32 protein-coding genes and 1 pseudogene are annotated in these 26,779 nt (G+C 53.5%); 16 read left to right on the top strand and 17 right to left on the bottom strand.

What is annotated here, in order from left to right:
* Positions 1–2 precede the first annotated feature (2 nt).
* The 4 genes from ABU190_RS07655 to pabB all read right to left on the bottom strand — a co-directional run bounded on the left by ABU190_RS07655 (position 3) and on the right by pabB (position 5,220).
* Positions 3–1,595, bottom strand: coding sequence for an EAL domain-containing protein (locus tag ABU190_RS07655; RefSeq protein WP_354690927.1), 1,593 nt, complete (start codon positions 1,593–1,595; stop codon positions 3–5).
* A gap of 133 nt (positions 1,596–1,728) precedes the next feature.
* Complete coding sequence (gene sdaA / locus ABU190_RS07650) at positions 1,729–3,093, bottom strand: L-serine ammonia-lyase (RefSeq protein WP_039079527.1); 1,365 nt, start codon at positions 3,091–3,093, stop codon at positions 1,729–1,731.
* A 183-nt stretch (positions 3,094–3,276) separates the two neighbouring features.
* Positions 3,277–3,855, bottom strand: a complete 579-nt coding sequence (locus ABU190_RS07645; protein WP_354690926.1) for a CoA pyrophosphatase — start codon at positions 3,853–3,855, stop codon at positions 3,277–3,279.
* A gap of 3 nt (positions 3,856–3,858) precedes the next feature.
* On the bottom strand, positions 3,859–5,220 hold the full coding sequence (gene pabB, locus ABU190_RS07640) for an aminodeoxychorismate synthase component 1 (protein WP_354690925.1): 1,362 nt from the start codon (positions 5,218–5,220) through the stop codon (positions 3,859–3,861).
* Positions 5,221–5,303: 83 nt separating this feature from the next.
* On the opposite strand from pabB, the gene ABU190_RS07635 reads away from it, so the two are divergent.
* Positions 5,304–5,489: a YoaH family protein gene (locus tag ABU190_RS07635; RefSeq protein ID WP_110294782.1), complete on the top strand. Its 186-nt coding sequence runs from the start codon at positions 5,304–5,306 to the stop codon at positions 5,487–5,489.
* A gap of 34 nt (positions 5,490–5,523) precedes the next feature.
* The gene (locus ABU190_RS07630) at positions 5,524–6,564 is read left to right on the top strand and encodes a hypothetical protein (protein ID WP_354690924.1); all 1,041 of its coding nucleotides are present in this window, start codon (positions 5,524–5,526) and stop codon (positions 6,562–6,564) included.
* Positions 6,565–6,599: 35 nt separating this feature from the next.
* Here ABU190_RS07630 and ABU190_RS07625 read toward each other — a convergent pair whose 3' ends face one another.
* Entirely contained in the window at positions 6,600–6,944 is a 345-nt protein-coding gene (locus ABU190_RS07625) for a RidA family protein (RefSeq protein ID WP_039079523.1), read from the bottom strand.
* A gap of 110 nt (positions 6,945–7,054) precedes the next feature.
* On the opposite strand from ABU190_RS07625, the gene ABU190_RS07620 reads away from it, so the two are divergent.
* The 5 genes from ABU190_RS07620 (at position 7,055) to rnd (ending at position 13,431) form a co-directional block, all read left to right on the top strand.
* Entirely contained in the window at positions 7,055–8,965 is a 1,911-nt protein-coding gene (locus ABU190_RS07620) for an ATP-dependent DNA helicase (protein WP_039079522.1), read from the top strand.
* A 59-nt stretch (positions 8,966–9,024) separates the two neighbouring features.
* Positions 9,025–9,720 carry a tRNA (adenosine(37)-N6)-threonylcarbamoyltransferase complex dimerization subunit type 1 TsaB gene (gene tsaB / locus ABU190_RS07615; protein WP_354690923.1) on the top strand — a complete coding sequence of 232 codons (696 nt, stop codon included), beginning with the start codon at positions 9,025–9,027 and terminating at the stop codon, positions 9,718–9,720.
* Between the two features lie 38 nt (positions 9,721–9,758).
* Positions 9,759–10,340 carry a Slp family lipoprotein gene (locus tag ABU190_RS07610; RefSeq protein ID WP_107223342.1) on the top strand — a complete coding sequence of 194 codons (582 nt, stop codon included), beginning with the start codon at positions 9,759–9,761 and terminating at the stop codon, positions 10,338–10,340.
* Positions 10,341–10,546: 206 nt separating this feature from the next.
* Positions 10,547–12,232, top strand: a complete 1,686-nt coding sequence (gene fadD, locus ABU190_RS07605) for a long-chain-fatty-acid--CoA ligase FadD (protein WP_125125698.1) — start codon at positions 10,547–10,549, stop codon at positions 12,230–12,232.
* Between the two features lie 71 nt (positions 12,233–12,303).
* The gene (gene rnd / locus ABU190_RS07600) at positions 12,304–13,431 is read left to right on the top strand and encodes a ribonuclease D (RefSeq protein WP_103245689.1); all 1,128 of its coding nucleotides are present in this window, start codon (positions 12,304–12,306) and stop codon (positions 13,429–13,431) included.
* A gap of 99 nt (positions 13,432–13,530) precedes the next feature.
* Here rnd and minE read toward each other — a convergent pair whose 3' ends face one another.
* The 9 genes and pseudogenes from minE to ABU190_RS07555 all read right to left on the bottom strand — a co-directional run.
* The gene (gene minE, locus ABU190_RS07595; RefSeq protein WP_039079511.1) at positions 13,531–13,797 is read right to left on the bottom strand and encodes a cell division topological specificity factor MinE; all 267 of its coding nucleotides are present in this window, start codon (positions 13,795–13,797) and stop codon (positions 13,531–13,533) included.
* Between the two features lie 3 nt (positions 13,798–13,800).
* On the bottom strand, positions 13,801–14,613 hold the full coding sequence (minD, locus tag ABU190_RS07590) for a septum site-determining protein MinD (protein WP_039079510.1): 813 nt from the start codon (positions 14,611–14,613) through the stop codon (positions 13,801–13,803).
* A 22-nt stretch (positions 14,614–14,635) separates the two neighbouring features.
* Positions 14,636–15,331 carry a septum site-determining protein MinC gene (minC, locus tag ABU190_RS07585; protein WP_039079509.1) on the bottom strand — a complete coding sequence of 232 codons (696 nt, stop codon included), beginning with the start codon at positions 15,329–15,331 and terminating at the stop codon, positions 14,636–14,638.
* 173 nt (positions 15,332–15,504) lie between these two features.
* Positions 15,505–16,554: a site-specific integrase gene (locus ABU190_RS07580; RefSeq protein WP_354690922.1), complete on the bottom strand. Its 1,050-nt coding sequence runs from the start codon at positions 16,552–16,554 to the stop codon at positions 15,505–15,507.
* A gap of 234 nt (positions 16,555–16,788) precedes the next feature.
* A complete protein-coding gene (locus tag ABU190_RS07575; RefSeq protein ID WP_354690921.1) occupies positions 16,789–17,007 on the bottom strand; it encodes a TraR/DksA family transcriptional regulator in 219 nt (72 codons plus the stop codon).
* Positions 17,004–17,672 (bottom strand): hypothetical protein, encoded by a 669-nt coding sequence (locus ABU190_RS07570; protein ID WP_354690920.1) that lies wholly within the window; start codon positions 17,670–17,672, stop codon positions 17,004–17,006. Before ABU190_RS07570 ends, ABU190_RS07575 begins: the two co-directional genes overlap by 4 nt.
* A complete protein-coding gene (locus tag ABU190_RS07565) occupies positions 17,669–17,830 on the bottom strand; it encodes a hypothetical protein (RefSeq protein WP_172399107.1) in 162 nt (53 codons plus the stop codon). The genes ABU190_RS07570 and ABU190_RS07565 overlap by 4 nt, the downstream gene beginning before the upstream one ends.
* A gap of 40 nt (positions 17,831–17,870) precedes the next feature.
* Positions 17,871–18,959: a RecT family recombinase gene (locus ABU190_RS07560; protein WP_354690919.1), complete on the bottom strand. Its 1,089-nt coding sequence runs from the start codon at positions 18,957–18,959 to the stop codon at positions 17,871–17,873.
* A gap of 12 nt (positions 18,960–18,971) precedes the next feature.
* Positions 18,972–20,165: pseudogene (locus ABU190_RS07555) on the bottom strand (exodeoxyribonuclease); the annotation flags it as partial.
* Positions 20,166–20,172: 7 nt separating this feature from the next.
* Between ABU190_RS07555 and ABU190_RS07550 the strand changes: the two are divergent.
* Genes ABU190_RS07550 through ABU190_RS07525 form a run of 6 tightly spaced genes read left to right on the top strand, consistent with a single transcriptional unit; the run spans position 20,173 to position 23,241 of the window.
* Positions 20,173–20,409, top strand: coding sequence for a replication protein P (locus ABU190_RS07550; RefSeq protein WP_354691197.1), 237 nt, complete (start codon positions 20,173–20,175; stop codon positions 20,407–20,409).
* Positions 20,406–20,981 carry a hypothetical protein gene (locus ABU190_RS07545; protein ID WP_354690918.1) on the top strand — a complete coding sequence of 192 codons (576 nt, stop codon included), beginning with the start codon at positions 20,406–20,408 and terminating at the stop codon, positions 20,979–20,981. Before ABU190_RS07550 ends, ABU190_RS07545 begins: the two co-directional genes overlap by 4 nt.
* On the top strand, positions 20,978–21,538 hold the full coding sequence (locus ABU190_RS07540; protein WP_354690917.1) for a hypothetical protein: 561 nt from the start codon (positions 20,978–20,980) through the stop codon (positions 21,536–21,538). Before ABU190_RS07545 ends, ABU190_RS07540 begins: the two co-directional genes overlap by 4 nt.
* Positions 21,465–21,767 (top strand): Lar family restriction alleviation protein, encoded by a 303-nt coding sequence (locus ABU190_RS07535; protein ID WP_354690916.1) that lies wholly within the window; start codon positions 21,465–21,467, stop codon positions 21,765–21,767. Before ABU190_RS07540 ends, ABU190_RS07535 begins: the two co-directional genes overlap by 74 nt.
* Positions 21,764–22,600, top strand: coding sequence for a DNA adenine methylase (locus ABU190_RS07530; protein WP_354690915.1), 837 nt, complete (start codon positions 21,764–21,766; stop codon positions 22,598–22,600). The genes ABU190_RS07535 and ABU190_RS07530 overlap by 4 nt, the downstream gene beginning before the upstream one ends.
* Positions 22,597–23,241 (top strand): ead/Ea22-like family protein, encoded by a 645-nt coding sequence (locus ABU190_RS07525; RefSeq protein WP_354690914.1) that lies wholly within the window; start codon positions 22,597–22,599, stop codon positions 23,239–23,241. Before ABU190_RS07530 ends, ABU190_RS07525 begins: the two co-directional genes overlap by 4 nt.
* Before the next feature lie 53 nt (positions 23,242–23,294).
* Here ABU190_RS07525 and ABU190_RS07520 read toward each other — a convergent pair whose 3' ends face one another.
* Genes ABU190_RS07520 through ABU190_RS07510 form a run of 3 tightly spaced genes read right to left on the bottom strand, consistent with a single transcriptional unit; the run spans position 23,295 to position 24,345 of the window.
* Positions 23,295–23,681 carry a hypothetical protein gene (locus ABU190_RS07520; RefSeq protein WP_354690913.1) on the bottom strand — a complete coding sequence of 129 codons (387 nt, stop codon included), beginning with the start codon at positions 23,679–23,681 and terminating at the stop codon, positions 23,295–23,297.
* 8 nt (positions 23,682–23,689) lie between these two features.
* The gene (locus tag ABU190_RS07515; RefSeq protein ID WP_354690912.1) at positions 23,690–23,965 is read right to left on the bottom strand and encodes a hypothetical protein; all 276 of its coding nucleotides are present in this window, start codon (positions 23,963–23,965) and stop codon (positions 23,690–23,692) included.
* The gene (locus ABU190_RS07510) at positions 23,953–24,345 is read right to left on the bottom strand and encodes a hypothetical protein (protein WP_354690911.1); all 393 of its coding nucleotides are present in this window, start codon (positions 24,343–24,345) and stop codon (positions 23,953–23,955) included. The genes ABU190_RS07515 and ABU190_RS07510 overlap by 13 nt, the downstream gene beginning before the upstream one ends.
* 259 nt (positions 24,346–24,604) lie before the next feature.
* On the opposite strand from ABU190_RS07510, the gene ABU190_RS07505 reads away from it, so the two are divergent.
* The 3 genes from ABU190_RS07505 to ABU190_RS07495 all read left to right on the top strand — a co-directional run bounded on the left by ABU190_RS07505 (position 24,605) and on the right by ABU190_RS07495 (position 26,490).
* A complete protein-coding gene (locus ABU190_RS07505; RefSeq protein WP_354690910.1) occupies positions 24,605–25,057 on the top strand; it encodes a recombination protein NinB in 453 nt (150 codons plus the stop codon).
* Entirely contained in the window at positions 25,050–25,682 is a 633-nt protein-coding gene (locus ABU190_RS07500; RefSeq protein WP_354690909.1) for a recombination protein NinG, read from the top strand. Before ABU190_RS07505 ends, ABU190_RS07500 begins: the two co-directional genes overlap by 8 nt.
* 118 nt (positions 25,683–25,800) lie before the next feature.
* A complete protein-coding gene (locus ABU190_RS07495; RefSeq protein ID WP_354690908.1) occupies positions 25,801–26,490 on the top strand; it encodes a bacteriophage antitermination protein Q in 690 nt (229 codons plus the stop codon).
* The last annotated feature ends 289 nt before the right edge of the window (positions 26,491–26,779 follow it).

Below are 26,779 nucleotides of genomic sequence, written 5' to 3'. Positions count from 1 at the left end.
CCCTATGGCATAAGCGGCATCATTAGCCCTTTACGCCGCGCTGGCGGGGAAGTCCACCCTGCCAGCCAACGCGGAAACTCTTTAATTGGCATAGGCTTCGCGTACAGAAATCCTTGCAATATATGCACCCCCCGTTGCCGCAGATGCTGCGCCTGACGGGGGTTTTCTACTCCTTCCGCCACCAGTTCAATATTCAGGCGTTGCCCCAGGGCGATAATCATATCCGTCACCGTCGAGTTCACCGCATCCGTACCAATAGCCATGGTGAAGGACTTATCAATTTTTAATACATCCGGGCGCAGTCTCTCCAGCCATGACAGTGAACTGTTGCCCGTACCGAAATCGTCAATGGCGATTTTGGCCCCTCTGCGATGAAGCTCGCGCACCATACGGTAATCCACGTCATGCAGCGCGTCGCGCTCGGTAAGCTCTATGGTTAATTGTTGCACCGGGTTCGCGTGATACCAGAGGCGATTAAGATCCTGGAGCAACATGCCATGGCGCAAGTGGCTCGGCGCGACATTGATACCAATCTGAAATGTACTGTCCGCCGGAAAAAGCCCAAGCTGGCGCTGGGTTTCCGCCATCACATAGCGTGTCAGTGGGGCGATGAGATTGTGCTGTTCAGCGATGGGAATAAAAACATCGGGAGGGATCCAGCCCTGACGGGGGTTGTTCCAGCGCAACAGGATTTCGACGCCAATACAGGTGTTGTTGTTTGCCTCCAGGAGCGGCTGGCAAAATAGCTCAAATTCCCGTGCGGCAAGGCCCAGATTGATCTCGCCGGAAAAACTCATACGGCTGGCCGTGGCCAGCCAGGCGATATAACCAATCAGTAAACTCAGCAGCAGCCCCAGCGGTAATTGCGACGGCAAATGACGCCATGCCAGTGCGCCTGCTCCAGGCCCGGTCACGCTGACGATAAAGGGAAAATGTTCTGATTCCTGTTGATAACGCTCTTCATTATTCAGCTCCGGCAGACGGTTACTGACGCCGCTACCATAGGTCAGATGACGGTCATTCATGCTCAGGCTGGCGGAGATAATCAAGGGCTCATCAGGTTCCAGCATTAAATTGGTCAGCAAATCGATATTAACAACCTCGATAATGCCGCTCTGACCGTCGGTGGCGGCGGGATACCACATAATCATCACCGGGCTGTTTTTTAAAAGCGATTGATCGGTGGAAAGCATTATGACTGGTTTTGTCGACGGTAACGCGGGTTGCAGTTGCTTAATGGGCACATCCCGATAACCAAATATGCTCGAGCAGTACAGAATCCCGTCTTTTATGAGCCCGATGTCACGCACGGTCTGCAAACTGGCGGCCTGAGTGCGCAATTGCAGGTGGGCATTGGTGCAAGATGTGCCAACGAGGGGCAGAATCACGTCACGTTTGTGTTCAAGAGGTAAGAGTAATTTATCGAATGATTCAACAGCATGTGCGGTGAAAGCGACAATTTTCTGCTGATTAACATTGCGCTCCGAAATAAAGAGAATGGCGAGAGTGGAAATGAGCGTCACCATTGCCAGGGCTACGCAAATTGCTAAGCGCTTGCGCAGATAGCTTTTAATAATTCTCTGTGCTGTTTGCATGCCGTGACCGCCTTAAAAGCCACTGGCCTGGAATTTCCGCCAGAACAAAGAAAGTGTAGTTGGGAAAGCGGGAATGCGATGAGAAAAGGCACAGAATTTAGCCCTTCCGTCGTAGAAGGGCTGGAAAAGAGTATTAGTCGCACTGAACCTTAATGGCGAGGCCGCCACGAGAGGTTTCACGATACTTCGCATTCATATCTTTGCCGGTCTCGTACATGGTTTCGATAACCTTATCCAGTGAGACTCGGGGGGCGCTGGTACGGCGCATGGCCATACGGGAGGCATTAATGGCTTTGACGGAGGCGATAGCATTACGCTCAATGCAGGGCACCTGTACCTGACCGGCTACCGGATCGCAGGTGAGGCCAAGGTTATGCTCCATGCCGATTTCCGCCGCCACGCACACCTGTTCCGGGCTGGCGCCCAGTAACTCCGCAAGGCCCGCCGCCGCCATTGAGCAGGCGACACCCACTTCACCCTGGCAACCCACTTCGGCACCCGAAATCGATGCGTTCATTTTGTACAGTGCGCCAATTGCGCCTGCGGCAAGGAAATAGCGGATATAAATGTCCGGGCTGACGGATTCGATAAAGTGGTCATAGTAAGCCAGCACTGCCGGGACAATACCACAGGCCCCGTTTGTTGGCGCTGTCACCACACGCCCACCGGCAGCGTTCTCTTCATTCACTGCCAGCGCGAACATATTGACCCAATCGATCACATTCATTGGATCACTGGATAATTTATCGCTGGCAACCAGCATACGGCGCAGCGCCGAGGCGCGACGCGGGACGCGCAATGGGCCAGGCAGCACGCCTTCTGTATTCATCCCGCGGTCGATACAGGCACGCATGGTCGCCCAGACATGACCAAAGTACGCTTCGATCTCCTGTCTGCTATGCAGCGCGAGTTCGTTTTGCATCACCATGCCAGAGAGTGACAGGCCGGTCTCTTTGCAATAATTCAGCATATCGCTGGCGGATTTGAACGGGTAGGGAACGGTCACTTCGTTGAGCACTTCTTTACCAAAATGCTCTTCATCGACAATAAAACCGCCACCGATGGAGTAATAGGTCTTACTGTAGACTTCGCGCTCACCATTCCACGCGTGGATGCTCATGGCATTTTCGTGCAGCGGCAGGTTGTCGCTGTGAAAACGCATGCCGTTATCCTGCGGGAAATCCACTTCCCGGCGGCCCTGCGCCAGCAACAGGCGGCCCCGGTTTTCCACATCGCGAATAAACGCAGGGATGGAATCAATGTCTACCGTGGCCGGCTCATTGCCAGCCAGACCCATAATAATGGCGATATCGGTATGGTGGCCTTTACCTGTCAGCGACAGTGAGCCATAAACGTCCACCGCGACGCGGGTGACGCTTTCCAGTAATCCTTTTTCGACCAGGTCATCGACGAACTGTTTCCCGGCTTTCATCGGGCCAACAGTGTGGGAGGAAGAGGGACCAATACCCACCTTAAACATGTCGAATATACTAATCACATTAACACTCCTGACAGGGTTACCGGGGGTTCCAGTAACGATGTAATAACTGCGCATAGTGTAAGAGGGAAGTGTGCGGACAGCTTAATTATTCACATGAATTAAACTAATGCCTAACCTCGATTTTACTAATAGCGCGCGGCCATATTCCGCTGTCTTAAAAATGCTTCGTGATAAGTATAGTCAAGGGCGAAGCCCCACCTGCAACGCCAGCTCACGAATTATGCCCGCGGTCATACCCCAGACAAAATAATGCTGATACCAGGAGAGCCAAACCCGGTGCGCGTTGCCCTGACGGTGAATGTCCAGTGGATGATAGCGTCCCAGGCGTAGTGCCTCGGCAAGCGGCATTTCAAACACCGAAGCCACCTCATCTTCGCTGGCATGGTAGTGCAGGTCAGGGGGAATGATCCCCACAACGGGCGTCACGCGAAATCCGGTGACGCTGTCAACCGGCGGTAGCACACCGATAACCTCGACGGCGTCGGGTGGAATGGCGACCTCTTCTTGCGCTTCGCGCAGGGCCGCGGCGATCAGCGAGGCATCGGTATCATCAACGGCACCGCCGGGAAAGGCGACCTGCCCGGCGTGTTTTCGTAATCGTGGTGAGCGCTGTGTTAACAGTAACCTTGGCTGCTCACGCCGCACCACCGGCACCAGCACTGCCGCCTGCCGCGCATTCGCGGCGGTGGGGTGTAGCTGGGGGCGTAAAAGCTGAAAACGCGAGAGAAAATCATCCAGGGTTAAGTTTGGCTGCGCCACGGTTTAGCTCTCCAGTTGCTGCAAGATACGGTTAACTTTATCAAATGTTTCCTGATATTCAGCCTCTTCGTTGCTGTCCGCCACGATGCCGCCCCCCGCTGAGCAGAAGATTTGCCCCGCCCACGCCGTCAGGGTACGAATGGTGATGCTGGTATCCATGGCGCCGCAAAAACTGATGTACCCAATGCTGCCGCACCAGGCATTACGCCGTTGCGGTTCCAGCTCATCGATAATCGCCATGGCGCGAATTTTGGGCGCACCGGTAATCGATCCACCCGGAAACGCGGCGCGTAGCACATCACTGGCATGCAATGTGGCAGGCAGCTTTGCTGTCACGGTACTGACCAGATGGTGAACTGCCGGAAAGGGCTCTACGGCAAACAGCGTCGGCACGCGTACGGAGCCGGGCACGGCCACCCGACCAATATCATTGCGCATCAGGTCGACAATCATCAGATTCTCGGCCCGGTCTTTCGTTGATGCGGCCAGTTTTTGCGCCTGTTGCGCATCGTCCCAGGCGTCAGGCAGGCGCGGGAGCGTGCCCTTAATGGGACGCGTCTCGATAACATCATCCTGAAGCTGAATAAACCGCTCCGGCGACAGGCTTAAAATCGCACCTTCTTCCAGGCGCAAAAAAGCACTGAACGGAGCGCGATTCGAGCGGTTCAGGCGGCAAAAAGCCTGCCATTCATCACCGACATAATGCGCCTGAAAGCGCTGTGCAAGGTTAACCTGATAACAATCGCCGCTATGCAGCCAGGCCTGTACCTGACGAAATTTCGCACCATATTCAGAGCGCGTCATATTTGCCTGCCAGGGGGAGGCCAGGCTAAACGGGACGACGGACGGCGGCGTTTGGGCGTTAAGCCAGGCCAGACGCGTCTGCGGCTCCCGGTAGCTCAGCAGCGTGACATGCTGTTTATGGTGATCCACCACCACGGCCCAGTCATAAATACCTATCGCCATATCCGGCAGCAAAATGTCTTTTTGCGCGAATGCGGGCAGTTTTTCAAAGCGACGCCCTAAATCATAACCGAACAGTCCGAGTGCCCCGCCCTGAAACGGCAGATCGTTGTTAGCCTGTGGGCGGATCCCGGCCTTGTCGATGGCCTGCTTCACCAGGCTAAACGGATCCTCTGTGGACTCGCGCGCGCCATCCGCATCGGCGATGGTGGTCTGTTCACCCCGGGTGACAAGTGTTGAGAGAGGATCGGCGACCAGAATATCAAAACGGTTGCAGGCATGGTCCGCGTGACCAGAGTGCAGCATCATCGCCCACGGCAGATGATGAATCAGAGAAAAATAGTGCTCTGCGGCATCGGGATGCCACGGTAATGGTATGACAGCGGGGGAAAACGTCTTCATCAGTCCTGGCTCTTTACGCGATCGCTGGCGCATAGCCACGGCGCATGAAATAATTAGCGCGAATAATTTAGCAGGAGTTCACGATGTTTGCAGGTTTACCTTCCCTCAGCCACGAACAGCAGCAAAAAGCCGTCGAGCGTATTCAGGAATTAATGTCACAGGGCATGAGCAGTGGTCAGGCCATCTCGCAGGTGGCGGATGAATTACGCGCCAGCCATAAGGGCGAACGTATTGTGGCGCGCTTTGAAGACGAAGATGAAGACGAGTAAACCCTGAGTGCGGAGGCGGTGAATGGAAAACGTGATGCCTGAGACAGTACCGGATGCGATCCTTGCGTTTATCACCGAGGCCGTTATCCCCGGCGATCTCACGCTTCCTTTTCACTACCCACAGCCAGAGCAATGGCACGCGTGGCATTGCGGTTTTCGCTGGCACGGCGTCACCGGGGAAAGCCTGGTGGCTGACACAGCCGGGATGTGGCAACCCGGCTGGTATTTGATAGCCCTTAATGGCCTGGACGATCCATTCTTTATCGATTTGAACGAAGCGGCAAACGGCTACCCGGTCTATTATGCCGCACACGGCGCGGGCCGCTGGCAGGCAGAATGCATCGCACCCGGTTTGCACGCCTTCCAGTCCCTTTTACGTCAGCTATGCCATGCCGATGAAGCGACCACGCTGGCGTTACTTGACGCGCATACCGAAGCGGACAGTCCATTCTGGCTTGAGCTTCGCGAAGCGCGCCAGGCAGACGATGGCGACGACGATAACGTCCCTGACGTAGATCCGCAGGACTGGCAGGCGGGGCATCTGCTCATTACCGATATTGGCCCGCAGAAACTCAAAGTGGTTCACGTCCTCAGAAAAGCGCTGAATTTACCGCTGGCTGATGCGCTGAGTTTTGTCGCCAGCCCGCCGATTTGTGTGGGTGAGGATTTTCGCCTGCGCTTGCGCCCACTGGAGCGCGAGTTGCAGGCCACTGGCGCACGCGTTACCTTTGTGCCTGCGGGCCCGGTGCTGGAAACTCTGCGGTTAAATATGGCGCTTGGCATCGACGCGCTGATTGCCTGCGTGAAGGCCGGGCAGGGGAAATCGCTCTACTATGATGTGTATTCAACACACGACGGGGCTTTTCAGGCGGGCGATGCGCTTTATGTGGTTGCCAGCGATGACGCCGAAGCCGCGGCAGCGACGGGGCGATACCACCACTTTGCCTGTATGGGCGAGCATTTTCAGTCCGTCGTAGAACTGGCGATTCAGCAAAAGCCTGACGCCCGCGACAGTGAAATTATCCGCGCTCTCAACCATTACCTTGAGTACGACGACTTTCTGGATATGGAATAAATGCCGGCGCGGGATGCGCGCCGGATTGTGTCCTGTCAGACGGCGGCAACAATTTTAATTTCGACTTTGTACTTCGGGTTCATCAAGCCGGCCTGAACGGTGCAGCGTACAGGCGCATGACCGGCGACAACCCACGCGTCCCAGGCTTTGTTCATTGCCGCGAAATCACTTTTATCCACCAGAAAAATTGTCGCATCCAGAATACGCGTCTTATCGCTACCCTGTCTGGCCAGCACGGCGTCAATCTGCGCCAGGGTGTTGGCGGTTTGTTCAAAGGCGTCGGCATCAAGGTTTTCCGGCACACCCGTGTAGTAGAGCGTCTGGTTATGGATGACTGCGTCTGACCAGCGGGCGTCGGCATCAATGCGGGTAATGGTCATATTTTATTCCTCATGGTTTTCCTTATGATTGCGGGCAAGACTGCCACAGACTGGCGCAAAACCCAATGCCCTGACATAATCGCTGGCGATTTATCCAGTGTGGGGGCAGTGTGACGGACGATTTTGCAACAGACGGTCAGTTGGCCAAAGCGATACCGGGTTTTAAACCCCGTGAACCACAACGTCAGATGGCCCATGCCGTCAGTGACGCAATTGCCCGCACACAGCCGCTGGTGGTAGAGGCGGGCACCGGGACCGGGAAAACTTATGCCTATCTGGCTCCGGCGTTGCGCGCCGGCAAAAAAGTGATCATCTCAACGGGATCCAAAGCCCTACAGGATCAGCTATACAGCCGTGATTTACCCACGGTGGCAAACGCGCTCAAATTCACCGGCCATACCGCGTTGCTTAAAGGACGTTCAAACTACCTCTGTATTGAGCGACTGGAACAGCAGGCGCTGGCGGGGGGCGATCTGCCGGTGCAAACCCTCAGTGACGTCATTTTATTACGCTCCTGGTCAAATCAGACCAAAGATGGCGACATCAGCACCTGTGTCAGCGTGGCGGAAGATTCTGCCGTCTGGCCGCTGGTGACCAGCACCAATGACAACTGTCTGGGCAGCGACTGTCCGATGTACAAAGACTGCTTCGTGGTAAAAGCGCGCAAAAAAGCGATGGATGCCGATGTGGTGGTGGTCAACCATCACCTGTTCCTGGCAGACATGGTGGTGAAAGAGAGCGGTTTTGGCGAGCTTATCCCGCAAGCCGAAGTGATGATCTTCGATGAAGCGCATCAGCTTCCGGATATCGCCAGCCAGTATTTTGGCCAGTCTATCTCCAGCCGCCAGTTACTGGATTTAGCCAAAGATTTCACCATTGCCTACCGCACCGAGTTACGTGATACCCAGCAGTTGCAAAAATGCGCCGACAGGCTGGCGCAGAGCGCACAGGATTTCCGCCTGCAATTGGGTGAACCGGGATATCGCGGCAACCTGCGGGAACTGCTGGCCGATGCCCATATCCAGCGGGCGCTGCTGCTACTCGATGACGCGCTGGAACTCTGTTATGACGTGGCAAAACTGTCGCTTGGACGTTCGGCCCTCCTCGACGCGGCGTTTGAGCGCGCAACGTTGTACCGCGCACGGCTCAAACGGCTGAAAGAGATCAATCAGCCCGGTTTTAGTTACTGGTATGAGTGCACCTCGCGCCATTTTACCCTGGCGCTGACGCCGCTCACCGTGGCGGACAAATTCAAAGAGGTGATGGCGCAGAAAAGCGGTAGCTGGATTTTTACCTCGGCGACGCTCTCGGTGAACGATGATCTGCATCACTTTACTGCGCGGCTCGGCATCGAAGAAGCGCAAACGCTGCTGTTGCCAAGCCCGTTCGATTACGCCCGCCAGACACTGCTTTGTGTGCCACGAAACCTGCCGCAGGCTAATCAGCCAGGAGCGGCCCGTCAACTGGCGGCAATGCTCAAACCGATCATAGAAGCGAACAATGGTCGCTGCTTTATGCTCTGTACTTCCCACGCCATGATGCGTGATCTCGCGGAGCAGTTCCGTGCCACCATGACGTTGCCCGTTTTGCTGCAGGGAGAGACCAGCAAAGGGCAGTTGTTGCAGCAATTCATCACCGCAGGAAATGCCTTGCTGGTTGCGACCAGCAGTTTCTGGGAAGGGGTGGATGTGCGTGGCGACACGCTGTCGCTGGTCATTATCGACAAACTGCCGTTTACCTCGCCGGACGATCCGCTGCTCAAAGCCCGGATGGAAGATTGCCGCCTGCGCGGTGGCGATCCGTTTGATGAAGTCCAGCTTCCGGATGCGGTTATTACCCTCAAACAGGGGGTGGGGCGCCTGATTCGTGACGTTGATGACCGGGGCGTGCTGGTCATTTGCGATAACCGTCTGGTGATGCGCCCTTACGGCGCGGTGTTCCTCGCAAGCCTGCCGCCCGCACCGCGTACGCGGGATATTCGCCGCGCGGTTGCCTTTCTTGCGGCCTCTGTGACGGAGTAATTTGGCGCAGACTGTGTTAATATGCGCGCCATTTTGTTTTACCGGGACTGCGATTACCCATGCGAATTCTGGCCATTGATACCGCCACAGAAGCCTGTTCCGTCGCGCTGAATAACGACGGAACCCTCTTTGCTCATTTCGAACTCTGCCCACGTGAACACACGCAACGTATTCTGCCGCTGGTGAAGGATGTTCTCACCGAGGGCGGCGTTGCGCTGTCTGAACTGGATGCGCTGGCCTTTGGCCGTGGTCCGGGGAGCTTTACCGGCGTGCGCATTGGTATTGGTATTGCACAAGGGCTGGCGCTGGGCGCGGAGTTGCCAATGATTGGCGTCTCTACGCTTGCGACGATGGCAGAAGGCGCCTGGCGTAAGTCGGGGGCCACCCGTGTTCTGGCCGCTATTGATGCCCGTATGGGCGAAGTCTACTGGGCGGAATATCAGCGTGATGCCGACGGCGTCTGGCACGGTGAAGAGACCGAAGCGGTCCTCAAACCCGACGCGGTGACCGCGCGCCTCAACGCGCTCTCCGGCGAGTGGGCAACCGTCGGCACCGGCTGGCAAGCGTGGCCAGATATGGCAAAAGATACCGGCCTGACGCTGACAGACGGCGGCGTATCGTTGCCGGAAGCACAAGATATGCTGCCTATCGCGCACCATCAGCTTTCGCTGGGGCATACCGTTGCCGTTGAGCATGCCGAGCCGGTTTATTTGCGTAACGAAGTGGCCTGGAAGAAACTTCCGGGCCGGGAATGAATCTCAGTAATTACAAGGCTGAGTGAAGGAGTCGCATCATGGCGAGTCAAAAAAGAGGTATGCGCTGGTTACTGGTGGGTGTGGTCGCCGCAGCGTTAAGTGGGTGTGTTTCTGTGCCTGACGCGATCAAAGGAACCAGTCCGACGCCGCAGGATGATCTGGTGCGCGTGATGAATGCGCCAAATCTCTATATCGGTCAGGAAGCCCGTTTCGGCGGCAAAGTGGTGAAAATTGAGAATCAGCAAGGGAAAACCCGCCTTGAGATAGCCACCGTGCCGTTAGATGACGGGGCGAGACCGATTCTGGGCGCAACCTCTGTCGGGCGCATTATGGCCGACGTGAATGGTTTCCTAGACCCGGTGGACTTCCAGAACCAACTGGTGACCGTCGTCGGGCCGATTACCGGCATCTATGACGGTCAGGTGGGCGGCGCTGCCTATAAATTCGCGGTGATCCGTGCTGATGGCTATAAACGCTGGCATATCACAAAGCAGGTCGTACTGCCGCCGCAACCGATGGATCCGTGGATGATGGGGCCACACCCGTGGCATCGTGGGTACGGCGGTTGGGGCTGGTATAATCCCGGCCCCGCCTATGAACAAAGTGTTGTAACAGAGTAACGCTCTGTTCTGCATGAAAAACGAAACAGCGGCTGGTCCGCTGTTTCTTTATTTTGAAAAACCATAACAAAAATAATTAGTGATGCGCTTCGCAACCTTCAATTCGAACAATTAATAAACTGGTACGCTGAGTTAATATAATGTTAACGACTTGTTTATTAACAGGGGTTGTGATGACGACAAATACACAGTTTAGAGGTGATGCATTGAAGAAGGTTTGGCTAAACCGTTATCCCGCCGATGTACCTGCGGATATTAATCCCGATCGTTATCAATCCCTGGTTGAACTCTTTGAACACGCGACGGCGCGATACGCCGACCAACCTGCGTTCGTCAACATGGGGGAGGTGATGACCTTCCGCAAGCTGGAAGAGCGTAGCCGCGCTTTTGCCGCATACCTGCAACAGGGCTTAGGGTTGCAAAAGGGCGATCGTGTGGCGCTGATGATGCCGAATCTTCTGCAATATCCGGTGGCGCTGTTCGGTATTCTGCGTGCGGGCATGATAGTCGTGAACGTCAACCCGCTGTACACACCGCGCGAACTGGAACATCAGCTTAACGACAGCGGCGCATCCGCCATTGTGATTGTCTCCAACTTCGCCCACACGCTGGAAAAAGTGGTCGACAAGACGCAGGTTCGCCATGTGATCCTGACCCGCATGGGGGATCAGCTCTCTCCGGCGAAGGGCACGCTGGTTAACTTTGTCGTCAAATATGTGAAGCGCCTGGTGCCGAAATACCATCTTCCGGATGCCATCTCGTTTCGCCGTGCGCTGCAGGCGGGCTACCGTTTGCAGTATATCAAGCCGGAAGTCACGACCGACGATCTGGCGTTTCTGCAATATACCGGCGGGACGACGGGTGTAGCCAAAGGGGCGATGCTGACGCACCGCAATATGCTGGCCAACCTGGAACAGGTGAACGCAACCTACGGTCCGTTGCTGCATCGCGGTAAAGAGCTGGTGGTCACTGCGTTGCCGCTCTACCACATTTTCGCCCTGACCATGAACTGCCTGTTGTTTATCGAACTGGGCGGACAGAACCTGCTCATTACCAACCCGCGCGATATTCCGGGGCTGGTGAAAGAGCTGGCGAAATACCCTTTCACCGCCATGACCGGGGTAAACACCCTGTTTAACGCATTGCTCAACAACGACGATTTCCACAAACTCGATTTTTCCTCTCTGCACCTCTCTGCGGGTGGCGGCATGCCCGTACAGCAGGCCGTTGCCGAGCGTTGGGTGAAACTTACCGGCGAATACCTGCTGGAAGGCTACGGTCTGACAGAATGCTCGCCGTTGGTGAGCGTCAACCCGCATGATATTGACTACCACAGTGGCAGCATCGGCTTGCCGGTCCCGTCGACAGAAGTGAAGCTGGTGGACGATGCCGGCAATGAAGTTCCACCGGGTGAACCGGGTGAATTGTGCGTGAAAGGCCCGCAGGTCATGCTGGGTTACTGGCAGCGCCCGGCGGCGACCGATGAAATCATCAAAGATGGCTGGTTGTACACCGGCGATATTGCGGTGATGGATGGCGAAGGCTTTATGCGTATTGTCGATCGCAAAAAAGACATGATCCTGGTCTCAGGCTTTAACGTCTATCCGAACGAAATTGAAGATGTCGTAATGCAGCATGAAGGCGTTAAGGAAGTGGCGGCCGTAGGCGTGCCTTCCGATGCCAGCGGCGAAGCGGTTAAAATTTTCGTGGTGAAAAAAGACGACTCGCTGACCGAAGAAGCGCTTATCGCGTTTTGTCGCCGCCAGTTAACGGGGTACAAAGTGCCGAAACGGGTGGAATTCCGCGCTGAGCTACCGAAATCCAACGTCGGTAAAATTTTACGACGAGAATTGCGTGACGAAGCGCGCGGCAAAGTAGACAATAAAGCCTGAGCTATGCGTTAGTCGCCAGAACGCCGGTTAATCCGGCGTTTTTTGTGGGCGCAAACTAAAGAGAAGACGATTTGAATTACCAGATGATCACGACGAACGAGGCGCTGGCAGCGCTGTGTGAAGCTGCGGCTGGCACCGATGCTATTGCGCTTGATACTGAATTTGTCCGCACCCGTACCTATTATCCCCAGCTTGGTTTAATCCAGCTTTATGACGGGGAGAATGTGGCGTTAATCGACCCGTTAACCATCACTGACTGGGCACCGTTCCGCGATCTGATTACCAATACTCAGGTAACAAAATTCCTCCACGCCGGTAGTGAAGACCTCGAAGTCTTCCTCAACGCTTTCGGCGCCATGCCGCAGCCGATGATCGATACTCAAATTCTTGCGGCCTTCTCCGGGCGTGCGCTCTCCTGGGGTTTTGCGGCAATGGTGGAGCAGTACACCGGCGTGGCGCTGGATAAAAGCGAGTCGCGCACTGACTGGCTGGCGCGTCCGTTAACGACACGTCAGTGCGATTATGCGGCGGCCGATGTCTGGTATCTGCTGCCTATCGCGCGAAAATTGCTGGCTGAAACCGAAGAAGCAGGGTGGCTCAATGCCGCGCTGGACGAATGTCGCCTGATGATGCAACGGCGTGGCGAAATTCTGGCGCCGGAAGAGGCATGGCGTGACATCAGCAACGCCTGGCAGTTACGTACCCGCCAACTGGCATGCCTGCGTTTGCTGGCGGACTGGCGTCTGCGTAAAGCCCGCGAGCGTGACCTGGCGGTCAATTTCGTTGTTCGTGAAGAGAATCTGTGGGCCGTGGCGCGTTATATGCCGGGCAGCATGGGCGAGCTGGACAGCATTGGCCTCTCTGGCAGCGAAATCCGTTTTCACGGTAAAACGCTGCTGTCCCTGGTTGCACAGGCGCAGGCATTGCCGGAAGACGCGCTGCCAGAGCCGCTGTTGAACCTGGTGGATATGCCCGGCTATCGCAAAGCCTTTAAAGCTATCAAAGCACTGGTGCAGGACGTTAGCGAAAGCAAAGGACTGAGCGCAGAATTAATTGCTTCTCGTCGGCAAATTAATCAGTTACTTAACTGGCACTGGCAATTAAAACCGCAGACAAATTTACCGGAATTAATCAGTGGCTGGCGTGCGGAATTGATGGCTGAGCGACTCAACGCATTATTAACGGAATATCCGCGTTAATCCCTGTATATAAAGACAGGGGTTAAGCGTAATAAAAAGAAAAAAGGCAGAGGGTTTCTGCCTTTTTTATTACTCCTGGCGCAGCGATCAACTGCCGGATTATTTCGTCTCTTCTGGTTCTGGCAAGGTAACGTTGAGTTCCAGAATGGAAATATCGTCACCCCGTTGTTCCAGTTGAACTGAAACCATTTCCGGATCGATTTGAACATATTTACAAATCACCTCCAGAATATCCCGCTTTAGCTGCGGTAAATAATGTGGTTCAGCGTCACTGCGACGGCGTTCCGCAACAATAATTTGCAGACGCTCTTTTGCGATGCTGGCGGTGTTCTTTTTTCTGGAGAGAAAAAAGTCGAGTAATGCCATAACTTATCCTCCGAACAGGCGTTTGAGGAAACCTTTCTTCTCTTCATCAATGAAGCGGAAAGGACGATCTTCTCCCAGTAGACGTTCAACGGTATCTGCGTACGCTTTGCCTGCATCGGCAGTGGTATCCAGAATAACCGGTTCCCCCTGGTTGGATGCGCGAAGGACTGACTGATCTTCGGGGATCACGCCAACCAGCTTAATGCGCAGGATCTCCAGCACGTCTTCCATGCTGAGCATATCACCTTTATTAACGCGCCCCGGGTTGTAGCGGGTCAACAACAGGTGTTCTTTAATTGGTTCCTGGCCGTTTTCGGCGCGGCGCGATTTGGACGCCAGGATGCCGAGGATACGGTCAGAGTCACGGACGGAAGAGACTTCCGGGTTGGTGGTGATGATCGCTTCATCCGCGAAATAGAGGGCCATCAGCGCGCCGGTTTCAATCCCCGCCGGTGAGTCGCAAATAACAAAGTCGAACTCCATTTTCTGCAGCTCATCAAGCACCTTCTCTACGCCTTCACGCGTTAACGCGTCTTTGTCGCGCGTCTGCGAAGCCGGGAGAATATAAAGATTTTCCGTACGTTTATCTTTAATCAGCGCCTGATTCAGCGTCGCATCGCCCTGAATGACGTTCACGAAGTCGTACACGACGCGACGTTCACAGCCCATGATGAGGTCGAGGTTACGCAGGCCGATATCAAAATCAATAACGACGGTTTTCTTTCCCTTCTGGGCCAAACCGGTTGCGATGGCCGCGCTGGAGGTGGTCTTACCCACGCCCCCTTTACCCGAAGTAACAACAATAATGCGTGCCATAGGAGTTCCTTGTTAAAAGGGCTTAATCTAACGGTTGAATAGTCAAAGCGTTATTCGCTAAACGTAAGCGCGCCGCTTTGCCATAAAAATCGGCCGGGATTCGATCGCTCAGCCAGTATTCCCCTGCGATGGATACCAGCTCCGCCGTGAGGTGAGTACAAAATATTTGCGCATCCTTGTCGCCGCTTGCGCCAGCCAGCGCGCGGCCACGCATCATGCCGTAAACATGGATATTGCCGTCGGCAATCAACTCTGCGCCTGCGCTGACGTGACTGGTGACAATCAGATCACAGTTTGGCGCATAAACACGCTGCCCGGAACGAACAGGAAGATCAATCAAGCGTGTTTTTGTGACCGGAGTAACAATGGGGGCCTCGGGGACAGGAACAGCAACCTGACGTTGCGGCTTTTCTTTGCCTTCGGTCAGAAGCGGCAACCCGGCACGTTCAATGTCGGCTTTCAGTTCGCTGTCTTTACAGCCGCTGATACCGACAACCCGTAACCCCGTCGCCAGAATAGTCTGTTGAATCGGCGACCAGTTGACCGGGCCCTCAAGGTCAGAAACATTAATAACAACAGGAGCATGTTTTAAAAAAGCGGGAGCCTGAGCGATTTTGTCTTCTAACGCCTGGCGAATAACCTCGGGTTTTGCATCATGCAAGTGAACCACAGATAAGGTAAAACTACTGCCTTTTAGCTCGATGGGCGTGTTTGACATCCTGACCTTACTCATTTTGCTATTATCACTCATGAGTGAGCGATATTCCGAAGACTATCAAGCATGTTATAGTCACTATTATATTCAGGCAAGTAACCACCCCTTAATTCAGAGCAAAAGTCTATTCCTGAAATAATTAACCTGCTTTTGCTTAAATAAAAATACACATCTAATCAGTAATTTGCAGCATTCTTTCTGTTCCTTAACGCTTCAATTTCATTTTCCTGTGCCAAAAACGTGACAGAACCAACGAATTTGTTTAAATGTTCGGCGCTGAGGTGGGCGTACTTTTTCACCATTTCCAGCGTTTCCCATCCGCCCATTTCTTTTAGCATCATCAACGGTGTTCCATTCTGCACATGCCAGCTTGCCCAGGTGTGTCGCAAGTCGTGAAATCTGAAATCAGTCAGATTTGCCCTGGTAGTTGCTTTTTCAAAATCCTTCCTGTCGATGTCGCTGAGTTTTTCACCGTTTACAGAGAAAACAAAATCGCACGTTTTTTCGCACTCACGTAATATGCTGATTGCCTCATCATTCAGCGGTAATGCGCGGGCACGACCTGATTTCGCATTTTCCGCTGTGACAACCGCATTCCTGTTTTCGATGTCCACGTTTTCCCATGTCAGTGAAAGAATCTCTCCTCGCCGCGCTCCGGTAAGCAGGGCGAAGGAGACGATTCGCCTCATGATATCTGTAGACAGCCCGTCAATAAGCTCTCTCGCCTGCCACTTCCTGATCCAGCGCACACGCACCTTTGGCTCCCTCAGTGATGGTACGTATGGTCTGTGCTCTATCCATCCATGCTTAAATGCCAGGGATAAGGCCCGCACGATAAAAGCCCTGTACCTGTTCACCGTTCCGTTAGCCAATGGCTTGCGTGATTTGTGAAGTGAATGGGTAGGCATCATCCTTGCTATCTCGTCACCCTTAATGGAAGAAAGCGAGCGCCCTTTGAAAACTGATCGCCAGTATTTTGCATACCCCTTCTTGGTTTCATAAAGCGCCTGGTCTTCTGCATCCTTCATCGCCAGGATAATGATGTCATCGAATGAGTGATCCGGGCGCTTATCCAGCTTGTTAATGTTCCACAGCTCATGCTTTATCTTGTCATGGTATTGCTGCGCTTTCTTCTTGTCTTCGGTGCCAGCAGAGCGTCTAATTCTTTCTCCGTCTGGAGCCGAGATATCAACCCAGTAGTTTTTCCCTCTTTTGTAGATCGGCATTCTGTATACTCCTTACCGACCACAGCCAGCCGGATGACATTGTTAGTTGCCTGAGAAAAATTTGCCACGCTTTCTTCGTTAGCTCGCCATGCGCCGCCGACTTTAAACATGTTGTAGCGGGCAGGGTTCCGGTAAATCGTGGAAGGGGAAATCTGTAGCCGCGCTGCCAGCTCTGACACCTTCATTAATTTTTCCATGGATCCACTCTTTTGGCCCCAACCGGGGCCAGTAAATTCAACGTAAGTGCTTGCCGCGCTTTTCTGCGTCAGCCTGGCAACTCGCACACATCCGGCAGCCTGGCATTGCCCGGCGCCGCGCCTCTTCAATCGCATCACCGCATTCGTCACAGTGAGTCGCTGATACCGCGTTTCGGTCGATACGGTGCGCCTGAATGGCTGCCTGTCGCTGGAGTTCTTCAAGCTCGCTGGCGGCGTCGATATCGTCTGGTCTCATGCTGCACCCCCTTCAACGCGTTTGAACGAAATCACCCACACCCAGGGGTTAGCCTGCCAACTTTCTTCACCGTAGATGGACTGCCAAAGAAGGCTGAATCCGTGGCAATAGGCGTGGCAGCATTCAGGGAGCACAACACCCTCTGCTCGTGCATCCTCTTCGCTGATAGCGTTCAACCGCTCCACCCGCACGCCAGTAATCTCCAGCGTGATGCGGCTGGCCCAGCGCGGCATGTGGATTGATGGACGCCATGCACCTTCAAATTTTTCATTCTCTGTGTACGTCTTCCAGTCGGCATCGTCGGGAATTGACCACAGACCATAATCACCTGGCTTTTGCTCGCAACTGGCGCGATAAATTCTTGCTGCCTCTCTTTCATCCCCTTTGCAAAGTTTTCCGTTCCAGTCGATGCAGCAACCGTCTTCATTGCCCAGCAGCGCCCATGTCTCGCGCACCCAAATGCGATCGCCGGGCTGACCAAAAGGGCAAAGCATTGCCGCCAGGTGGCATCCAACATAGCTGGCCTGGCCGTTCTTACCGCGCACTACAGGGTTTTTCATCCCGCGTTCGTGGGACAGTTTTGCGATACGCCGCGTCTGCGTCTTACGTCCGTCGAGAATGGCGCGAACCATCTCAGCGTTAAAAATCAGTCCGCGTTCTTTCATGCTTCACGCTCCGGATCGAATTTGTCCCAGCAGTTGATTTCGATATTCCGCTGCAGGCGACGTTCCGCGACTTCTTCCACGCTGCGGCCAGTCAGTTCTGAAACAACCGGGTTACTGTGACGGGCCAGCAAAGCAAGTTCCTCAATACTCCACTCCATAAATCCTCCTGTGTGGGAGGGTTTCCCCTCCCGACGTTGCTTAGCACACATATTCCGGTTTCATATCCAGAAGCGTTACGCTGTATTTTTCGTACAGCTCATCGCCGAGGTGCCGCCTGGCCGCCGCCAGTGATTTCTCAACATCAAGAAAACGGGCTTCGGCATCCGGTTCATCTGGCTGTGGCAGGGAGTTGATCGCCGCTTCCACTTTGTTGCGGGCATCGACCAGGTAATAGCGTTTGACCGCTTTGTTTTTCAGCTCGGTAAAGAGTGCTGTTCCAAGAGTGGCCTTCTGCGCTTCGATATCCACGCGCACAGCTTTGGCGCTGTCGACGTCCTCAGCGGCATCAATGCGGTCTCGGAAGTCATCGGCCATAACATAGATATTCGCTGCGGATTCCCGCGCGCTGGTGGTGGTCTCAACTTCCCCCGTAATCTCCTGCACGGTCTTTCTCGCACCAGAAACCGGGTTGATCTCTTTCTCAGTGCGTTCTTCCACCTCATCGGGGCTGTAAACACCCAGAATCACATCAGGGCAGTACAAACGAGCCCAACGCTTCACCGCAAGATATGCGAGCTGCTGGCGCGGGTCACTGGCCCAAAGTGTTGAGTTACGTACCTGAGCTTGTGACAGCATCAGCACCAGTTCGCGCGCTTCGTCCTCGCCTTTGAGGGTTGCCCATACGCGCACACCAACGCCCGCCTCATCCTTCATATCCCAGCCTGGTGCAATGTATTCCTTGTTTTGACTGCTTGTTTTTTTAACAAAACGTCCAACAATGTTTTCCCACGGCCCAAACCAGTCAAAATGAAGCCGGTCCTTTGTTGGGGCCATTCTGTTGACCACTGCATTAACCAACTGAGCCTCATAACCGAGCACACCAGAATTCCCTACGATGAAGGTCTTTTGCGCGACAGCGAACGGGTCCATACCCCAGCGCGCTGCCTGCATCACAACAGCCATGCAGGCATCAGGTTTTCCACGGTAGTGCTCAGGGACAAAGTTTCCGCTGTTAGCCATTACCTCAGATATTTTCAGAAGGCGATTGAATAGCTCCCCATTGGTCAGGATGGAAACGTTATCGATCATCTGAGTTTTGTTTTCGCTGGTCGAAATTGCTGTAGACATATTCATTCCCCCTTATGCCGTTTCACGCAACGCTTCAAGGCGGCGCATTTCGTAGTCGCTGAGATCTTCGGTGTAATCGTCGGTAATCGGCGCAGGCCATTCATCGGTATCGAAGGCGTTAGCAATGGAACTCATGGTTTCCCGGTATTCCAGTTGACCAAGTTCAAGCAGGCGCGGGCCTGCTTCCACGATGGAAACCCAGTGGTATCCCTCATCTTTGTTGACGAAAATCCAGAAGAACTGATCCAGCGCTGCTGTGTTCATGTACATGGCCGCACTCAGGTGATAATCACGTTCGATAATTTCACGGCGCAGGCGGGCCTTGAGAGCAGACTGCTTGATGTTCCACATGCTGATGGTTTTCAGATCAACACCGATGCGGATGCCATCCATATCAATTTCGAGGTCAGGGCGAACACGGATCTCCAGCCCGGTCTCATCGTCGAAACCGAAGTAGCTCACTTCAACGGCTCGTTTCGGATGCGTCAGGAACTTACCAGCGCGCTTATGTCCTAACAGCGCTGACTGAATTGCCGTTGCGGTCGCCAGTTGCGCACGGGTAACCAGGATTTTGTCATCCGGGTTCGCGCGCCAGGCGTCCAGCAGTTCGTCAGCGAATACCGCCGTAGGGTTTACTGATTTAATGGACTGAATCAGGTCCGCTTTGGTACCGGACACTTTCAACGGCGCGGGCTTCTGCGCTTCCTGCGCTACCAGGTCAGGATTGATGAGTGCCAGTTGTTCGAGCAGTGCGTCGCGGCTGCCGCTGGTTTTTACCGGGGTTGGTTTTTGCGCTTCAAACTCAACCATGTTGGGATTAATAACAGCCAGTTGTTCAAGCAACGCATCACGGCTGCCGCTGGTTTTCAGCGGAGTAGGTAGCGTTGAGTTGAATTCTTTGATGCATGCCTTCATGGCTGCCGCTGTCTGTTTCTGGTCTGCATCGATGCGCTGGAATTCCGCTGGCAGAGACATATAGCTCTGTCCAGTTTCTTCGATGGATACACCCAGTGCTATCGGTGCGGGAAGGGTGGCATTGTGCTTTTCCAATAACGCCTTGATATCGTCACTGCTGAAAGGTGGTGTCAGGGTGGCGTTGTACTCTTCAAGGAATCTTTTTATATCATCAGCGCTCAGCAGCACCGGCAGGCCGTTATTGTACTCATCAATATAGGTGCGCAGAGTCGCCGTGGTGGTGAATGCGCCTTACTGGATGGTTACGGTGCTGAATCAGGCTATGCGCTCTCAGGGCCTGAGTGACCCGGAACTGAACCGCAAGGCTGGAGAGGAACTGGAGAAAATGGTTAAACGCGTCCGCAACGGCGAGGTTATCCCCGAACCGATTGCTCGTTTGCCAGTGTTAGGGGCCAAACCGCTGACACGTGAGCAGAGCATGTCGAAGGTCCAGGAAATCCGGGCGAAGTTTGGTTTCAAAGGCGGGAGAGCATGATGGACGATATCAACGTAGAAATACTGAAAAGTATCCCGGCGTTCGCGCCAGTGAACACGGCGCAACTGGTGCATAAAATTGGCTGCTCAAAACGCAAAGTGCTTGATGGCCTGGCAAACCTGCGCGCTGCTGGCCGTATCTTCACGAAAATCCCGGTGGGCCATTTCTCCAGTGAATTCGCGTATCAGACGTGGCTGGAAAGTGGCGGCAAAGAGTTCCTGGCTTGCCGTGGTCGTGCCGCAGCTTCCCGTAGCAATTTGTCGAAGTGCAGACGCAACAACACCATCCCCAGCAGAACGATCGCCGTACTCCGCACTCACGGCACCCTTCGCGCAGTCGATATTGCCCGTTTTCTTGGCGTCCCTTACAACACGCTTTCCGGCCAGCTAAGCACCATGGTTACGCGTGGGCAGGTTATCAGAACCAGGAACATGGGTAAGTCATTTTACAGCCTGGCGCCGGGTGTCGAGTTACCGCAGGAATCAGCGACAGCGGGAAATGGAATATTTGCAGAATGCCGCAACAGTGCCGCTATGCAGCGCGTTCTGTCAGTTTACGGGGTGAGAGTATGACTATCGACGAAATGTTAAAAGCCGCTGAGCCGGTATCCCGATATTTACCCACTGCCGGGGTTGATTACATCAATCGACTGGTAAAAGCGCTGCGTGAATCAACTGCGCGCGAAGAGCAGCTCGCCGAGCAGGTCCGCCTGCTGACTGAGCAGCGCGACGCGGTGGTGATGGAGAGTTTGGCGCTGAAAGATGCTCTTGAATACGTCATCAATCCAGATAATCAGCCCGAATACCACGATCAGGGTATGGGGTGTGGGGTTGAAGACCATGGCTACCAACGCAACGGGTACGCTGCTTGCTCCTATGGCTGGGAGTCGGCTATGGAGCGCGTCTACTCCGAGGTTATTCCTGACGCACTTCCAGAAACCCCCGTCACATCCTCAGCAATCGCCGCACTGCGAGCAGAAGTGTTGCCGCCAAACATCGCAGAAATCATTGATAGCGGAGATTTAGAAACCATCTGCTACGAATCTGAGCGCTCATATGCTGAGGACTTCCGTTTGTCTCTGTACAACTTCCGCCAGCTTCGCGAGAGCAAAGGAGCTAACCATGAGTAATCTGCTTCCATGCCCGTTTTGCGGACACAAAGCGCCTTACCTGACCAGTGAGCCTGATCATCCAGAATATGGATCCGGTGGGCGCTTCTACTACGTCAAATGCCCTTCTTGTCGGGCGCAGTCAGGTAGCAAATACGCATCGCCAGGTAATGATTGCCAAATCTTCTACTCAGAGGTTCGCGACGAGTGGAATCAGCGCGCAGTCGAGAGCAAAGGAGCGCGGTCATGAGCACGGAAACCAAAATCAAACACCCGGCTATCCGGTACCACGGCGGTAAGTTCCGCCTGGCATCATGGATCATCGAGCAGATGCCGGATCACGTTTGCTACGTTGAGCCGTTTGGCGGTGCCGCTGGTGTACTACTGCAAAAACCGCGCAGTTATGCCGAGGTTTATAACGACCTGGATGGTGAAGTGGTGAACCTCTTCCGGGTACTGCGCGACCCTGAAACAAACCAACGCCTGCAGGATGCCTGTGCCCTCACGCCATATTCCCGCGATGAGTTTTGCGCAGCGCGAGAAGAATCTTCCGACCCGGTAGAACGCGCCCGCCGCATGGTTGTTCGTGCCTGTATGGGTTTTGGTTCGGCGGCCGGCATCGGTGGCACGTCAGGTTTTCGCAGCGACAGCAAGCGCAAATACGCCACGGCTTCCCACCTCTGGGAGCGTTACCCGTCAAATCTGGCTGTTATTTGCCAGCGTCTGCAGGGTGTCATTATCGAAAACAAAGACGCTTTGGAGGTGATGCGCGCCCACGATGCAGAAACCACTTTGCACTACATCGACCCGCCATATTTGCCAGAGACACGCGTCCAGGGTAACCGCTACTACAGCCATGAAATGACAACTCAGGGCCATGAGCAATTGCTCGCAGTGGCCAGAACTATGCAGGGCATGGTGATGATCAGCGGTTACGACCACGACGTTTATAACGACATGCTGATCGGCTGGACTAAAACCGAAAAAGAATCACGCATCAGCGCAGGGCGCGGTACCAAAGTTCGCACCGAATGTCTCTGGATTAACCCGGCAGCGCAGCAGAAACAGGAGCGTGCAGCATGACCAGCGAACATATTCAGGCACTCAAAGCGCGTTACGCAGAGCCAGAGGTGCCAAATTGTCGTATCTGCGGTGAGAAAATGCACATCACACGTGCTGGCGGCGGTTCGGTCGTATACGGCTGCGATGGTCGCGTTGAAGGCGATGGTTATGCATTCAAGGAAGGTCGTGATTTTGCTGATAAGCACTACGAACAGTCTCGCGAGACAGTTTACAACCTGGGAGACCCTGACGTAATCGCCCTGCTGGCAGCCCATGAAGCGGATAAGGCGCTGATTGCTGAGCTTAGCGCCCATCTTCGCAATGCGCACGCTTTCATTGAAAACACCGAGGCGTTTGGTGGCGAAGCGGCGACGGGAATTATCAAATGCGGTGGCGCAGAGTGGAATATTGATGCGTCGAAAGCTGCGTTAGCCAATTCGCCGATGCTCACCGTTAAGCTGCCAAAACCTCACGCGCACCTCATCTGGATTCAGGCTGGACATGGACCGGATGACTATTGGGATGAAGTGGCCGTATCGCATAGCGAGAAAGACCGTTGCTGCGATGGTTCAGAGCGCTATCCGGTTTATTCAATTTTCGAAATCCAAGACGCCTGCGCCGCCGCTGGCATCACCCTGAAAGTGGGAGGGGGTAGGGGGTAGGATCAGGACGCTTAACAAAAGGGCTGTAGCACAATGCTGCAGCCCTAGGGGTGTCACTTATTACTTTTAGCTTTCGCTTTGCTCATCGCGTTGTAGTACATAATATGAACGCTCCCCATTTTGGGGAATGGAATATTATTTTTCTTAGGCGCCTTAGCAAAGAACTCAGTAGTGAAGGGCAGTATACATGTTCTGGCTAAGTCGAATTTAGTATCGTGGCTTAGCCCGGACAAGGCAAAAGCCTCAGCGCCATCAGTCTCCGCTATGAGAAATTCAGACGGATACAGCTTATGTGTCTTTTGGCTCGTACCGAACGCAACAATGACTTCATGTTTGAGTTTTGACACACCCAATACGACGCCTGGTCTCTTTTTTGAATCATCGGGATGACGAAACCAGACAATATCACCCGGATTTGGTAATTTTATCTTCGAATGCATTTCTATACCTACAAAAGCATTTCGAAACTCTCATCCGGTACTTGATCGGTTTTCGACCTTTCAATTAACATCCGGAATTGAGCCTCAGTTAAAGGCCCATCATCTTGCTCATAAGCTGGAATGTATTTATCCATTAGGCTTACAAGAGCAAAATGCATGAGGTCTGTTTTGCTCATGCCGGTAGCTTTCATTAATTTTTCAAAGGATTCAGAACTGATACCATTGATACCATCTTCTTCTTTGAATCTTAGGAGGAAGCTATCAGACTTTTTTATGCTTGACATGCATTCTCCTTCACAATTCCAGATGCTAAAATTTTGTTTAAAGACAGAAGATCGCTATGCTGATTTTTAGTCATGCGCGAAACAACTTTGAATTCCAGAGTTTTATGCTGCATCACCTTATACATAATCGCAATTTTGAACACGATTAAGCGGGCGATTAAAAGTATCAGTGTTATCAGAGGGATACTGATTCTGAATTTTTCGTTTTTGATTGAAAGATTTTGTGTAAAGTCTTTAGGACTGAAATCTTTCAAAAAATCGAAAAAGGAAGATCGGTACTTAGCAGCCTCCTCAAGGATTTTATTAATCTCATCCATTAGAGTAGAGGCTTCATCCCTAGATCTATGGCGCTGTAACGCTGTCAGATCAATAGAAATCATGATTGAACTCGCTTCCTAAGTTTTAACCGTGCCCCATGATATCAAAAAGATATCTTTAGACAAATTGTTTTTTGAGTCTTTGATTTTCCATAATCACCTGTCCATAATACCAGTGCTGTCGGCCTGAACACCCGGCAGTCCATTTGCGCCACGATGGGGACATTATGGCGCACCACAACTCGAAACATCCTCAGTCACTGACGTTTTGCTACGCCAGCGACTACGTTTATCCGGCGTTTTACCTCTGCGGAGGTGGCGCGTGAAATCCCAACAATTCCACCTCGTTAACGACACCGTTAAACAGAACGCCATCAACTTTATCCGTCAACTGCCGGTAGATGGTAAGCGACCGCTGGTGCTCGACATCAAAGAGACAACCCGCACGCTCGAGCAAAACCGCAAGATGTGGCCGCTGCTCAAAGACCTCTCTGACCAGGTTATCTGGTTTGGTAATCGGTACGACTCCGACGACTGGAAAGACCTCATCACTGCGATGGTCGCCAAATCCAAGAAGCAGGAACAGCGCATGGCACCCGGCCTCGACGGCGGCGTTGTGATGTTCGGCCAGCGAACCAGCAAGATGACCATTCCGCAGATGGTTGAGGTCATTGAGGCAATTTACTGGTTCGGTACCCAGCAGAACGTCGCATTCAGCGAAAAATCCCTCATTGAGATTGAATGGGCCAAGCGCTGGGGGGAATCACATGCGTAAACCACGCCGCAAATGCACCGTATGCCGTGAATGGTTTCACCCAACGCGTGACGGTCAGTTTGTTTGTTCGTTCGAATGCGCCAGCGCCCACGGAAAAGTTGCGAACGATGCCGCCAAAGCTGAAAAGCAACGGAAAGAGCAAAAGCTCCGCCTGGAGGAAGAAAAGGCAGGGCGTAAGCGCAGAAAAGCCAGGCGCGAAGAGTTGCGCCCAATGTCATATTTCAAGTCACAAGCACAGCAGGCTTTCAATAACTTCATTCGCTATCGGGATCGTGATCTCCCCTGCATCAGTTGCAACGAACTAAACCCGCCGGAGCTACATGGCGGACAGTGGGATTGTGGGCATTTTAAATCAGTAGGCGCTAATCCTGAATTGCGTTTTGAAGAGCGTAATGCCCATAAGCAGTGCAAATCATGTAATGGCGGGGCCGGTAACTTCACAGCTAAAGAGGCCACCGTCTCAAAGCAATACGAGGCCGGATTAGTAGAGCGATATGGCCAGGACTATGTCGACTGGCTGAACGGTCCACACCCCATGACTAATTATCGCCGGGAAGACTTTATCCACATCCGCGACGAATACAGGACGAAGCTCCGTGAAATGAAAAAGCAGGAGGCCGCGTGAAACCAGAATACACCCAGTATCAGGCCGAGTGCGTAGCGCGGGCGAACATGCCCGCCGTAAAGCGCCACAGTAAACCAGTTAAAACCACACAGCAAAAACAAACATCAGAGGCCGCCGCATGAACGAACAATATCTGCAATACGTCCGGGAAGAAATCGCGCTGGCCACTGCTGATTTTAGCGGCCGCACGAAGGGGCAATTAGTGGCGCTGGTGGAGCAGCTCCAGTTCACACACGAACGGTACCCGCGCAAACGCCAGTTCATCACGGATGAGGTGACGGGGAAGAAAATCATGCTGCGTAATCCCCCGATACCGGGCAAACAATCACACGCAAAAGGCACCTCTATCCCGCAGGTCATCCCAGTTGAGTTTTCAACGGCAAGCTGGCGCCGCGCTATCTCAAAGCTGGAAGACACTGAAAGCGCCTGGGTGAAATGGAGCTACCTGCATGACACCGATTTCAGTTTGCAGACCGTGATTGTGCAGCATGGATGGCAACTATTTAGCGAGACAATTAAAGGCCGCCGCATAGCAGGGAAGACCAAAGAAAAGCTCAAAGCGCTTATCTGGCTGGCAGCTCAGGACGTTAAAGAACAGCTGGCTCGGCGTGAGAGCTATCAGTTTGCTGACCTTGCCGCGCTTGTAGGTGTTGTTGATTCGACGTGGACAGAGACGTATAAGCCGCACTGGCTGGCTATGGCCCGCATATTCTTCGCATTGGATAAGCAGTCGCTGATTTCAATTTGCCGATCACGTTCACAACAAAAGGCAACAAATTTACATGCAAGTCTTGCAAAACCGAACTAAATAAGCCATATTTGATTCTGCTTTGATATGCTGCCTAAGTTGTAGATGGCGGCAAAGAAAATACAGTACACACAGAAGCCCTGCGAATTTTCGCGGGGCTTTTTCGTATACAGGCCTCACTGTCGGACGGCTCATTCCCCAATCCGCCAGGCGCTTGCGCTGAGGCCGCCTTCTTTGGTCGCTGGATCGTTCCCTCTACTGGTCTGGTTGTGATTGCTCCGGCGGCCGAAGCCATCCCGCGTCTGTGCCGACGCAACATCAAAACGCAGAGCCTTTACAGGGGTGAGTG

This window comes from Phytobacter sp. RSE-02, from assembly GCF_040578655.1.
GTDB classification, from domain to species: Bacteria; Pseudomonadota; Gammaproteobacteria; order Enterobacterales; family Enterobacteriaceae; genus Phytobacter; species Phytobacter diazotrophicus.
Note: the sequence above shows the minus strand (reverse complement) of the source record. Positions and strands in the feature narration are given on the sequence as shown.

What these genes read in the sequence shown, in the direction of transcription:
- ABU190_RS07655 (WP_354690927.1), bottom strand. Translation starts at nt 1,595, where the DNA reads ATGCAAACAGCACAGAGAATTATTAAAAGCTATCTGCGCAAGCGCTTA.
- pabB (WP_354690925.1), bottom strand. Translation starts at nt 5,220, where the DNA reads ATGAAGACGTTTTCCCCCGCTGTCATACCATTACCGTGGCATCCCGAT.
- ABU190_RS07635 (WP_110294782.1), top strand. Translation starts at nt 5,304, where the DNA reads ATGTTTGCAGGTTTACCTTCCCTCAGCCACGAACAGCAGCAAAAAGCC.
- ABU190_RS07630 (WP_354690924.1), top strand. Translation starts at nt 5,524, where the DNA reads ATGCCTGAGACAGTACCGGATGCGATCCTTGCGTTTATCACCGAGGCC.
- ABU190_RS07625 (WP_039079523.1), bottom strand. Translation starts at nt 6,944, where the DNA reads ATGACCATTACCCGCATTGATGCCGACGCCCGCTGGTCAGACGCAGTC.
- tsaB (WP_354690923.1), top strand. Translation starts at nt 9,025, where the DNA reads ATGCGAATTCTGGCCATTGATACCGCCACAGAAGCCTGTTCCGTCGCG.
- ABU190_RS07610 (WP_107223342.1), top strand. Translation starts at nt 9,759, where the DNA reads ATGGCGAGTCAAAAAAGAGGTATGCGCTGGTTACTGGTGGGTGTGGTC.
- minE (WP_039079511.1), bottom strand. Translation starts at nt 13,797, where the DNA reads ATGGCATTACTCGACTTTTTTCTCTCCAGAAAAAAGAACACCGCCAGC.
- minD (WP_039079510.1), bottom strand. Translation starts at nt 14,613, where the DNA reads ATGGCACGCATTATTGTTGTTACTTCGGGTAAAGGGGGCGTGGGTAAG.
- minC (WP_039079509.1), bottom strand. Translation starts at nt 15,331, where the DNA reads ATGTCAAACACGCCCATCGAGCTAAAAGGCAGTAGTTTTACCTTATCT.
- ABU190_RS07580 (WP_354690922.1), bottom strand. Translation starts at nt 16,554, where the DNA reads ATGCCGATCTACAAAAGAGGGAAAAACTACTGGGTTGATATCTCGGCT.
- ABU190_RS07575 (WP_354690921.1), bottom strand. Translation starts at nt 17,007, where the DNA reads ATGAGACCAGACGATATCGACGCCGCCAGCGAGCTTGAAGAACTCCAG.
- ABU190_RS07570 (WP_354690920.1), bottom strand. Translation starts at nt 17,672, where the DNA reads ATGAAAGAACGCGGACTGATTTTTAACGCTGAGATGGTTCGCGCCATT.
- ABU190_RS07565 (WP_172399107.1), bottom strand. Translation starts at nt 17,830, where the DNA reads ATGGAGTGGAGTATTGAGGAACTTGCTTTGCTGGCCCGTCACAGTAAC.
- ABU190_RS07560 (WP_354690919.1), bottom strand. Translation starts at nt 18,959, where the DNA reads ATGTCTACAGCAATTTCGACCAGCGAAAACAAAACTCAGATGATCGAT.
- ABU190_RS07550 (WP_354691197.1), top strand. Translation starts at nt 20,173, where the DNA reads ATGGTTACGGTGCTGAATCAGGCTATGCGCTCTCAGGGCCTGAGTGAC.
- ABU190_RS07545 (WP_354690918.1), top strand. Translation starts at nt 20,406, where the DNA reads ATGATGGACGATATCAACGTAGAAATACTGAAAAGTATCCCGGCGTTC.
- ABU190_RS07540 (WP_354690917.1), top strand. Translation starts at nt 20,978, where the DNA reads ATGACTATCGACGAAATGTTAAAAGCCGCTGAGCCGGTATCCCGATAT.
- ABU190_RS07535 (WP_354690916.1), top strand. Translation starts at nt 21,465, where the DNA reads ATGCTGAGGACTTCCGTTTGTCTCTGTACAACTTCCGCCAGCTTCGCG.
- ABU190_RS07530 (WP_354690915.1), top strand. Translation starts at nt 21,764, where the DNA reads ATGAGCACGGAAACCAAAATCAAACACCCGGCTATCCGGTACCACGGC.
- ABU190_RS07525 (WP_354690914.1), top strand. Translation starts at nt 22,597, where the DNA reads ATGACCAGCGAACATATTCAGGCACTCAAAGCGCGTTACGCAGAGCCA.
- ABU190_RS07520 (WP_354690913.1), bottom strand. Translation starts at nt 23,681, where the DNA reads ATGCATTCGAAGATAAAATTACCAAATCCGGGTGATATTGTCTGGTTT.
- ABU190_RS07515 (WP_354690912.1), bottom strand. Translation starts at nt 23,965, where the DNA reads ATGTCAAGCATAAAAAAGTCTGATAGCTTCCTCCTAAGATTCAAAGAA.
- ABU190_RS07510 (WP_354690911.1), bottom strand. Translation starts at nt 24,345, where the DNA reads ATGATTTCTATTGATCTGACAGCGTTACAGCGCCATAGATCTAGGGAT.
- ABU190_RS07500 (WP_354690909.1), top strand. Translation starts at nt 25,050, where the DNA reads ATGCGTAAACCACGCCGCAAATGCACCGTATGCCGTGAATGGTTTCAC.
- ABU190_RS07495 (WP_354690908.1), top strand. Translation starts at nt 25,801, where the DNA reads ATGAACGAACAATATCTGCAATACGTCCGGGAAGAAATCGCGCTGGCC.